The 10364-nt window shown below is 65.8% G+C and carries 8 protein-coding genes; 6 read left to right on the forward strand and 2 right to left on the reverse strand.

The genetic code is table 11. From position 1 onward, the window contains the following. From VDP82_RS08180 to VDP82_RS08190, 3 genes are all read left to right on the forward strand, one after another. The coding region (locus tag VDP82_RS08180) for an AAA family ATPase (protein ID WP_323014358.1) at positions 1–756 on the forward strand (756 nt) is incomplete at its 5' end. A 147-nt stretch (positions 757–903) separates the two neighbouring features. Then, entirely contained in the window at positions 904–2793 is a 1890-nt protein-coding gene (gene cobT, locus VDP82_RS08185; RefSeq protein WP_323014359.1) for a cobaltochelatase subunit CobT, read from the forward strand. Next, positions 2790–3782 carry an esterase-like activity of phytase family protein gene (locus VDP82_RS08190; RefSeq protein ID WP_323014360.1) on the forward strand — a complete coding sequence of 331 codons (993 nt, stop codon included), beginning with the start codon at positions 2790–2792 and terminating at the stop codon, positions 3780–3782. Before cobT ends, VDP82_RS08190 begins: the two co-directional genes overlap by 4 nt. Before the next feature lie 62 nt (positions 3783–3844). On the opposite strand, the gene VDP82_RS08195 is transcribed toward VDP82_RS08190, so the two are convergent. Next, a complete protein-coding gene (locus VDP82_RS08195) occupies positions 3845–4480 on the reverse strand; it encodes a VUT family protein (protein WP_323014361.1) in 636 nt (211 codons plus the stop codon). A 241-nt stretch (positions 4481–4721) separates the two neighbouring features. Then, positions 4722–5006, reverse strand: coding sequence for a 50S ribosomal protein L28 (rpmB, locus tag VDP82_RS08200; RefSeq protein ID WP_323014362.1), 285 nt, complete (start codon positions 5004–5006; stop codon positions 4722–4724). A gap of 219 nt (positions 5007–5225) precedes the next feature. Between rpmB and VDP82_RS08205 the strand changes: the two genes are divergently transcribed. From VDP82_RS08205 to VDP82_RS08215, 3 genes are all read left to right on the forward strand, one after another. Beyond that, positions 5226–6008, forward strand: coding sequence for a DUF3108 domain-containing protein (locus VDP82_RS08205; protein ID WP_323014363.1), 783 nt, complete (start codon positions 5226–5228; stop codon positions 6006–6008). Between the two features lie 852 nt (positions 6009–6860). Continuing rightward, positions 6861–9842 carry a helicase-related protein gene (locus VDP82_RS08210; protein WP_323014364.1) on the forward strand — a complete coding sequence of 994 codons (2982 nt, stop codon included), beginning with the start codon at positions 6861–6863 and terminating at the stop codon, positions 9840–9842. Between the two features lie 3 nt (positions 9843–9845). Then, positions 9846–10250, forward strand: coding sequence for an RNA-binding S4 domain-containing protein (locus VDP82_RS08215; RefSeq protein WP_323014365.1), 405 nt, complete (start codon positions 9846–9848; stop codon positions 10248–10250). Positions 10251–10364: the final 114 nt, after the last annotated feature.

The raw sequence follows: 10364 nt of genomic DNA on the forward strand, positions 1-10364 counted from the left end.
ATCGAGCAGGTCGCCGCCCGCCTCAACTGGCCGCTGGTGCGCGTCAACCTCGACAGCCATGTGAGCCGCATCGACCTTGTCGGCAAGGACGCCATCGTGCTCAAGGATGGCAAGCAGATCACCGAATTCCGCGACGGCATCCTGCCCTGGGCGGTGCAGAACAATATCGCCCTGGTGTTCGACGAATATGACGCGGGGCGTCCCGACGTGATGTTCGTGATCCAGCGCGTGCTGGAGCAGTCGGGCCGGCTGACCCTGCTCGACCAGAACCGCGTCATCGTCCCCCATCCTTCGTTCCGCCTGTTCGCCACCACCAATACCATCGGGCTGGGCGACACTTCGGGGCTGTATCACGGCACCCAGCAGATCAATCAGGGCCAGATGGACCGCTGGAGCCTGGTCACCACGCTCAACTATCTTCCCCATGACAAGGAAGTGGGGATCGTGCTGGCCAAGAACAAAGCCTATGGCGAGACCGAAAAGGGCAAGAAGCTGGTCGCCAACATGGTGCGGCTGGCCGATCTGACCCGCCAGGCCTTCATCAATGGCGATCTTTCCACCGTCATGAGCCCGCGCGCGGTCATCACCTGGGCCGAGAACGCGCAGATCTTCGGGGGCGATATCGGCTTTGCCTTCCGGCTGACCTTCCTCAACAAATGCGACGAGCTGGAGCGTCCCGTGGTGGCCGAGTTCTACCAGCGCGTCTTCGGTGAGGACCTGCCGGAAAGCTCCGCCAATCTGGCGGTGATGGCGTAGGATCAAGGCCCCTCAACCGGCCCTTCGGGCCGACCTCTCCCCCAAGGGAGAGGTGGAGGGGGTTCGGCGTTTCCTGCCTCTTCCTTGGGGGAGAGGCCGCCGCGGAGCGGCGGGTGAGGGGGCTTTCCCCGACCGACGAGCATGACAATGGCACAACCACCGCGCAGCAAAGCCAACAAGCCCGACCACACCCAGGTGTTCAAGAGCGCCATGGGCGCCACGGTGCGCGCCATTGGCGGGACGCCGGAGCTGGAGGTGAGCTTCACCGCCGACCGGCCGCTGCTGACCGCCGACAAGGCGCGGCTGGCCAATCTGCCGCGCCTGCCGACGCGCCGCGACATCGCCATCGCCCGTGGGCAGGGCGACGCCATGGCCATGCGCCTGGCCAGCCATGATCCCGACACCCACCGCAAGCGCGCGCCGATGGACCCGGTGGCGCGGGCGGCCTTCGATTCGCTCGAACAGGCACGCGTCGAGGCGCTGGGCTGCGTGCGCATGCCCGGCATGGTGGGCAATATCTCCGAAATGCTGGAAGACCGGCTGTTCCGCGCCAATTTCGCCGAGGTGAACGAGAGGGGCGATGCGCCCATCGCCGAGGCATTGGGGCTTTTGCTGCGCGAAAAACTCGCCGGCGTGCCGGTGCCGCCTTCGGGCCATGCGCTGGTCGATCTGTGGCGCGACGAGATCGAGGAGAAGGGCGGCAAGTCGCTCGAAACCCTGCTCGATCTCTATGAGAACCAGGAAAAATTCAGCCAGGCCGCCAAGCTGCTGCTGCGCGACCTCAATCTGGTGCCCGACAGCGAGCTGGACGATCCCGACGATTCGGAGGAAAACGAGGGCGAGGACAGCGAGCAGGACAAGGGCGAGGGCGCCGACCAGTCTCCCGAGCAGGGCGAGGGCGAGAACGACAGCCAGCAGAGCCAGCAGGACGAACAGGCGGGCGAAAGCGAAGAGGCCGGGGACGTCGAGGGCCTGGAATCGGAGATGGCCGAGGGCGAGGAGGACGCCTCCGCCGAAGCCGGCGAGGACGCGCCGATGCCGCCGCCGGCCAAGGATGGCGGCACCCAGCTTTCCAACCAGTTCAATTACAAGGTCTTCACCACCAAGTTCGACGAGATCGTCAAGGCGGCCGAATTGTGCCCGCCCGACGAGCTCGACCAGTTGCGCGCCTTGCTCGACAAGCAGCTCGAAAGCCTGGCCGGCGCGGTGGCGCGGCTGGCCAACAAGCTCCAGCGGCGCCTGATGGCCAAGCAGAGCCGCAGCTGGCAGTTCGACCTCGAAGAGGGGCTGCTCGACACCGCCCGCCTCACCCGCGTCGTCACCGACCCGATGCAGGCGCTCTCGTTCAAGGTCGAGAACGACACCGATTTCCGTGATACGGTGGTGACGCTGCTGATCGACAATTCCGGCTCGATGCGCGGCCGCCCCATCACCATCGCGGCGATCTGCGGCGATATTCTCGCGCGCACGCTGGAGCGCTGCGGGGTCAAGGTGGAAATCCTGGGCTTCACCACCCGCGCCTGGAAGGGCGGCAAGAGCCGCGAAGCCTGGCTGGAAGCCGGCCGGCCGGCCAATCCCGGCCGCGTCAACGATATCCGCCACATCATCTACAAGGGCGCCGACGAGCCCTGGCGCCATGCCCGCCGCAATCTGGGGCTGATGATGCGCGAGGGGCTGCTCAAGGAAAATATCGACGGGGAAGCGCTGGAATGGGCGCGCAAGCGCCTGATGGCGCGGCCCGAGCAGCGGCGCATCCTGATGGTGATTTCCGATGGCGCGCCGGTGGACGACAGCACCCAGTCGGTCAATGCCGGCAATTATCTCGAAGCCCATCTGCGCCAGGTGATCGAGGATATCGAGACGCGCTCGCCCATCCAGCTGGTGGCGGTGGGGATCGGCCATGACGTGACGCGCTATTATCGGCGCGCCGTCACCCTGCTCGATGCCGAGGAGCTGGCCGGGGCGCTGACCGACGAGCTGGCCGCCCTGTTCGACGAGGAAATGCCCGCCCAGACGCGGCGGAGGGCGCGACGGTGAGCCGCCGCCTCGCTGCAATCGCGGTTGCGGTGCTGGCGGGGAGCCTGTCCGTTCGGGCGGCCGAGGTTTCGGTCAATGCCGCGCCCGTCACCCAGTTCCGCGATGTCGGGGTCGACCAGCAGGTCGACAAGATGATCTTTCGCGGCGGGATGACCCTGACCAGCCCCGACGACACCTTAGGGGGGCTGTCTGGCCTGGCCATGCCCGGGCCGGGACAGGAGGCGGTCTTCGTCACCGATCGGGGGCATTTCGTTTCCGGGCAATTGGCCTATGACGATGCCGGCCGGCTGTTCGGCTTCATCGGGGTCAGCATCGAGCCGATGCGCAATTCGCAGGGCGAGGTGCTGCCGCGCCAGTTCACGCGCGATGCCGAAAGCGTCGATACGGTCTATCGCAACGGCCAGCCGGTGGCGGTGCGGGTGGGCTTCGAGAATTTGACGCGGGTGGCCGATTTCGCCCTGGTCGATGGGCGGCCGGGCGGGCCGGCGCGGGAAGTGGCCATTCCCGACTGGCTCTCGGCCCTGCGCACCAACCGCTCGCTGGAGGCGGTCTGCATCGCCCCGCCCGCTTCCCCCATTGCCGGCTCGACCCTGCTGCTCACCGAGGAGGCCTGGGACGAGGCGGGCAATCATCGCGGCTGGCTGCTGGGCCAGCGCGACAAGGGCCCGATTTCCTATCGGCGCACGCCGGTGGTCAATCCCACCGAATGCGCCTTCCTGCCCAATGGCGACCTGCTGGTGCTGGAGCGGGGCGTTTCCATGCTGGCTTTCGTGATGAATCTGCGCCGGGTTCCCGCCGCCGATGTCCGTCCCGGCACCACCATGGAAGGCGAGCTTCTGCTCAGCGCCACCGGCGGCTCCATCGACAATATGGAAGCCATGGCCGTGCATACGGCCCCCAATGGGGAAACGCGCATCCTCATCGGCTCGGACAATAATTTCAACGACTGGCAGCGCACCCTGCTGCTCGAATTCGCCCTGGCCGAATAAAGCGTTTCCAGCAAAAGTGGCAACGGTCTTGCGGTTCGGAAAAGCGGATAAATAAAAGCGCCCTATGCCGCCAGCGGCATATGGCGCAGCACCAGGTCGCGCACGGCCTTGTAGGGGGCCAGCATCAGCACGGCCATGACCAGCTTGACCGAGAAATCGCCCAGCGCCAGCGATTGCCAGAGCTCCACCTGCGGCCCCACGCCCAGAAGGGGCGCGGGAAAGCCCAGCGAGCCATCCTCCAGCCCGAAGGCGAGGTCGATGCCGGCAAAGGCCGGCGCCATGGCCAGCGAAAAGAAGATCATCGTATCGAGCGCCGAACTGAACAGGGATGATACCATCGGGGCCTGCCACCAGGCCGCGTCGCGCAGGCGGTGGAAGATGGAAATGTCGAGCAGCTGCGCGACGAGGAAGGCGCTGCCCGAGGCAATAGCGATGCGCGGCGTGGCCAGCCAGACCGAGAGCGCCACGGCGACGATGAAGCCGGCCACCACCACCAGCCTGGCCCGGGCCGGGCCGAAGGTGCGGTTGGACAGGTCCGTGACCAGGAAAGCCACCGGATAGGTGAAGGCGCCCCAGGTGAGGATGTCCCCGATATGGACGCCGCCCAGATCGGCATCGACCGGGAATTGCACGAGGAAATTGGACGCGGCCACAATGGCCACCATGGCGGCAATGGCCACCAGAAAGCGAGCTAGCATCGGAATGCACCTCTGAAAGGCTGCGGACCGGCAACAGACCGGGGCAGCGGGAAAGCCCGTGCCTATCACGGGGGGATGATGGGGCAAAGCGGAATTGTCGGCCCCTGCCATGCCCCATCCCCGATGTCGTCCCGGACTTGCTCCGGGGCGACAGCGGTGGAAAGCATGATGCTTCCCCCAAAAACAAAACCGCGCGGGCGAAAACCCACGCGGCTGAATTCGATAGCGAGGAAAAGACCGATCAGGCCGCGAGGGCGGCGCGGACTTCCTTCTTGATGCCCTGGGCCAGGGGCGACAGGTCGGCGTCGTCGGCCTTGAGCAGGAACGCGTCCAGACCGCCGCGATGCTCGACCGTGCGCAGGGCAGCAGCCGAAATGCGCAGCTTGACCGAGCGGTTCAGCGCTTCGGACATCAGCGTCACGTTCAGCAGATTGGGGAGGAAGCGGCGGCGGGTGCGGTTGAGAGCGTGCGAGACGTTGTTGCCAACCATGACGCCCTTGCCGGTGAGTTCGCAGCGACGAGCCATTGATTCAGATCCTGTTTGTGTAAAGGTCCTCACGTGGCGGGAAATCCCGCGACGGGCCTCGATTGTGTTGAAATCTGCCGGCTCTTTAGAGAAAAGGCGGCGGGTCGTCAAGCCAAGGCCGGCCTCAAAGGCCCGCGAGCGCCTTGCATGGGCCGAATCGGGCGGGCAATTTCAGCGGGCGGGCTGATTCGCGCCCGCCAGCGCAGAGATTGCATCGCCTTGTCCAAATTGTCCCGCTCCCTTCTGGCCGCCCTGGCCCTTTGTTCCTGCCAGCCGGCCCTGGCGGCGCCCCTGGAGGCGCGCGCCAGCTATGTGCTCACGCTGGGGGGCATCAATATCGCCGCCATGAATGTGGACCTGCAGGACAGCGCCGGCCGCTATCGCATGGACCTCTCGGCCAATGTGGCGGGGCTTGGAACGCTGGTGGCCAGCGGCACCGCCAAGGCCACCTCCACCGGCCGCTCCAACGGACAGGGGCTGGTATCGGACAAGTTCGATCTCGAAACCCGGGCCCAGGGCGAGACCTTCACCGTGGATGTGAGCTTTTTGGGCCGCAACGTCACCGCCTTCCGGGTGGAGCCGCCGATCCTGGACAATTACGACCGGGTGCCGATCGAGCGTCGCCATCTCAATGGCGTGGGCGATTTTCTCTCTGCCTTCGTGCTCAGGGGCAATGGGCTCGACAAGGGCCTCTGCCAGCGCCGCGCCACCATCTTCACCGGGGTGGAGCGCTTCAATGTCGCCATGAACTATGCCAGCACCGACGAGGCCACCTCGCCGCGCACCGGCTATCAGGGACCGGTCATTGCCTGCTCGGTGCGCTACGAGCCGATTTCGGGCCATTTCACCAGCTCGGAAATCACCTCTTACCTGGCCGAAAGCGAACGCATCATCATCTGGTACGCGCCGCTGGGCGAAAGCGGCTATTTCATCCCCTATCGCGTGCTGATCGGCACCAATATGGGGGATCTGTCCATGGTGCTCACCAATCTGCGCCAGTAGGAGCGTTTCCCGCAAAAGCGGCAACAATCTTGCGGTTCGCAAAGGCGCCGAAAACCGAGCGCCGGCGTCCCAAGGCGGGACGGTCAACGGCTTTTTTGCCAATCCGGCCCGGTGAGTGCGCCGTAAATCCGGCGCGGTGCGGTTAACGGGCGCGCGCCCCGGCAGTCCTGCCGGCGTAACGGGGCGACAAGATTCGCCCGGTTGACGAGGAAATTTACCCTTTGGTGACCAAGGTATATCGGGGCAGCCGGTTTCGGCCTAGTTTTGCGCCCGGCTTGTGTGCCGCGCGGCAAGAACCACCAGCGCTTGGGGGTGAACAAAGCGGCATCCGTGATTCTGCCGCGATTCCTTCCCCGTTCGTTCCGGTTTCGGTCCATTGGTAAATACGGCGAGGGCGCCGCCGGACAGGCCGTCCCGAAATGGGAATGCAGCGCTTTTTCGCCGTTTCTGTTCCATTCCGGCACGTCAACGGGGTTTTTTGCCAATGCGGGCCCGTCAAAGTCCCGCATTCCGGCCCGCCAATTCTCAATGAGCGAAAAAACTTTGGGCCAGAGGTCTTTACCCTTCGCTCATCAACAGGCCCCGGCGGCGCAAATTAACCCGTTTCTAACGAAGCTGAACGGTTTTCGCGGCTCGATCCGCCCGGGCCCGCCGGCCTTGTGGTTTCTGGCATCCAGCAGCCACCAGAGCTTGAGGAGAACAAAAGCGGATTGGCCGATTCGCGCCGATTCGATGCCGGTTTGTTCGCGTCCTGTTCGTGGCGTTAACCGGCGTGGCAAAATAGGGGCAAAGCCTGTCCGATCGCGGGACAGGCCCTCGCATCGGGGCGCGGGAGCGCCTAGATAGGGGGCGATGAGTTTCGTGCCCCCCCAGAGCGTCAAGGCGATCCTTGGCCCCACCAATACCGGCAAGACCTATTTTGCCATCGAACGGATGCTGGCCCACCCCACCGGGATGATCGGCCTGCCGCTACGCCTGCTCGCCCGCGAGGTCTATCAGCGTATTGTCGAGCGGGTGGGCGAGGGGGCGGTGGCGCTGGTGACGGGCGAGGAGCGCATCGTGCCGGCCAAGCCGCGCTATTGGGTATGCACGGTTGAGGCCATGCCGCTCGATATCCGCGTCGATTGCGTCGCCATCGACGAAATCCAGGTGGCCACCGATTTCGACCGCGGTCACGTCTTTACCGACCGGATTTTGAACGCCCGGGGCAGCCAGGAGACGCTGCTGCTGGGCGCCTCGACCATGGAGCCGGTCATCCGCCGGCTGCTGCCGCATGCCGATATCGTCGAGCGGCCGCGCTTTTCCCACCTCACCTATACCGGTTCGCGCAAGGTGTCGCGCCAGCCGGCGCGCTCGGCCATCGTCGCCTTCTCGGCCCGGCAGGTCTATGCCATTGCCGAATTGATCCGGCGCGAGCGCGGCGGGGCCGCCGTGGTGATGGGGGCGCTGAGCCCGCGCACGCGCAATGCCCAGGTGGCGCTCTACCAGAATGGCGATGTCGATTTCCTCGTGGCCACCGACGCCATCGGCATGGGGCTCAATCTCGATATCCACCACGTCGCCTTCGCCGATGACAGCAAGTTCGACGGCCATACCAGCCGGGCGCTGACGCCGGCCGAGCTGGCCCAGATCGCCGGACGGGCGGGGCGGCATGCGCGCAACGGCACATTCGGGGTTACCGCAGGCACCGCCGAATTCGACGAAGAATTGGTGGTGGCGCTCGAAACCCATGATTTCGCGCCGGTGCAGGTGCTGCAATGGCGCAACAATCGGCTGGATTATTCCTCCATCGAGGCGCTGCGCAACAGCCTCGAGCAGTCTCCCGAGCACAAGAGCCTCACCCGCGTGCCCATGGCCACCGACCAGCAGGCGCTGGAGTTCCTGGCCCGCAACGAGGCCGGAAAACTGGCGCGCGGGCTGGATGGGGCGCGGCTGTTGTGGGAATGCTGCCAGATTCCCGACTATCAGGGCATTTCCCCGGCCAATCACGGCGAGATCGTCACCCGCATCTATACCGATCTGGTGAAGCGCAGCCGGGTCGATGCGGACTGGATTGCCGAGCAGGTCCGCTTTTGCGACAATGTGAATGGCGACATCGATACGCTCAGCAACCGGATCAGGCAGATTCGGACCTGGACCTTCGTTGCCAACCGCAAAAACTGGCTTGCAGACCCTTCACATTGGCGCGAAAAGACCCGAGACATTGAAGACCGCCTGAGCGATGCCCTGCATGAGCGCCTCACCCAGCGGTTCGTCGATAGGCGCACGAGTGTGCTGCTTCGTCACCTGAAAGACAAACGTATGGTATCTCCCGAGATCAATGAGCGTGGCGAAGTAAGGCTGGAAGGCCATCTCATCGGCACGCTCGAAGGCTTCCGCTTCACCCTGGCGCGCAATGAAGGCGACGCCGACATCAAGGGGCTGCGTGCCGCCGCCGACCAGGTGGTGGCGCCCGAAATCCGCAATCGGGCCGACCGGCTGGCCGGCGCGCCCAATGAGGAGTTCGTTTTGGCCACCGACGGGCGGCTGCGCTGGAAGGGGGATATCGTCGCCGAGCTGGTGGAGGGCGATGCGCTGTATCGCCCGCGCATCCTGATGCTGGCCGATGAATCGCTGACCGGGACCGATCTCGAACGCGTGCAGGATCGGCTGGGCCTGTGGCTGCGCCACCACATCAACACGGTGCTCGAGCCGGTGATGGCGCTGGAAGCGCCCGCCGACCTGGAAGGGCCGGCGCGCGGCATCGCCTTCCAGCTTTACGAGCATCTGGGGGTGATCCCCCGCGCGCAGGTGGCCGACGAGGTCAAGACGCTCGACCAGGATGTGCGCGGCAAGATGCGCAAGCTGGGCATCAAGTTCGGCGCCTATCACATCTATGTGCCGCTGTCCCTGAAGCCCGCTCCGCGCGAGCTGGCACTGATCCTGTTCGCGCTGAAAAATGGCGGGGTGCGCCAGCCCGGCGTCACCGACATTCCCCACATCGTGCTTTCGGGCCGCACCTCCTTCGTGGTCGATGCGGAAGTGGACAAGCGCCTCTACGAGATCGCCGGCTTCAAGGTGGCCGGCAGCCGCGCCGTGCGCATCGATATTCTGGAGCGCCTGGCCGACATCATCAGACCCCTGATCGCGCTCGACGCCAGCCGGCCCTATCAGGGCGAATTACCCGCCGGCGCCGCCGAGGGGAACGGCTTCCGCGTCACCGTGGAAATGACCAGCCTCCTGGGCTGCTCGGGCGAGGATTTCGCCTCCATCCTCACCTCGCTGGGCTATCGCGTGAAGCGCGTGCCCAGGCCTGTGGTGGAAACGCCTGTGGTGGAAACTCCCGAGGCCGAAACGCCGGCCCTCGAGGCTCCCGCCGAGGCCGTGGCGGAGGCTCCGGTTGCGGAGATTGCTTCGGAGGTCGCCCCTGCCGAAGCTCCGGCTGCCGAAGGGGCGGAGGCCGCCGCTGAAGACGGCGTTGCCGAGGAAGCTCCGGTCGCCGAGGCCGAAGCACCCGCCACCCCGGCCGGGCCGGAATTCGATGAAATCTGGTCGCCCGCCGGCCGCCGGCCCGACACGCGCCGGCAGGAGAACCGCCGCCGTCCCGAGGGCGAAGGGCAGCAGCGCCAGCGGCCCCAGGCCAAGCGCCGGCCGCCCGGAGAGGTGCAGGACCTGTCCAAGGCCCAGCATCTCAACCCCAAGGCGCGCCATGAGGGCAAGCCGCGCAAGTTCGACAAGCCGCGCGACGACCGGCCCCGCTTCGAGCGTCCGCGCGAGGAGCGCAAGGAAAAGGCCTTCGATCCCGACAGCCCCTTCGCCAAGCTGGCCGCCCTGCGCGACCGCAAGCCGGAATAGGCGTTGGGCGGGGCTGCCGAACCCATCCGCAAGGAACGGCTCGACCGGTTCCTCTTCTTCTCGCGCGCGATCAAATCGCGCACGCTGGCGCAAAAGCTCATCGAAACCGGCGCCATCCGCGTCAATTCCGAACGCACCGCCCGCCCCGATCACAGGATCGGGGCGGGCGACGTGCTGACCATGCAATTGCATGGGCGCATCCTGGTGTGGCGGATTATCGATTGCGGCACGCGGCGCGGCCCGGCCAGCGAAGCCCAGGGCCTTTACGAGGACCTGTCTCCGCCCGCGCCGCCCAAGGCCGAGCTTTCCCCCTATGACGCGGCCATTGCCCCGCGCCCGCTGGGGACAGGGCGGCCCACCAAGAAGGAGCGCCGCGCCACCGATCGGCTGCGCGAGGACGAGCAATAGCGCCGCCGTGCCTCGCCCATCCGGCTTTGCCATGCCCATGCCTGTACCGTACGGTACGGTACTAATTTCTTGCCGCAGGGCTGGAATGGGTCTAAACAGAAGCAAAGACCAAGG

Source organism: Devosia sp. (assembly GCF_034675085.1).
Lineage (GTDB): Bacteria > Pseudomonadota > Alphaproteobacteria > Rhizobiales > Devosiaceae > Devosia.

Coding starts and splice junctions, on each gene's coding strand:
- cobT (WP_323014359.1), top strand. CDS start 904: ATGGCACAACCACCGCGCAGCAAAGCCAACAAGCCCGACCACACCCAG.
- VDP82_RS08195 (WP_323014361.1), bottom strand. CDS start 4,480: ATGCTAGCTCGCTTTCTGGTGGCCATTGCCGCCATGGTGGCCATTGTG.
- rpmB (WP_323014362.1), bottom strand. CDS start 5,006: ATGGCTCGTCGCTGCGAACTCACCGGCAAGGGCGTCATGGTTGGCAAC.
- VDP82_RS08210 (WP_323014364.1), top strand. CDS start 6,861: ATGAGTTTCGTGCCCCCCCAGAGCGTCAAGGCGATCCTTGGCCCCACC.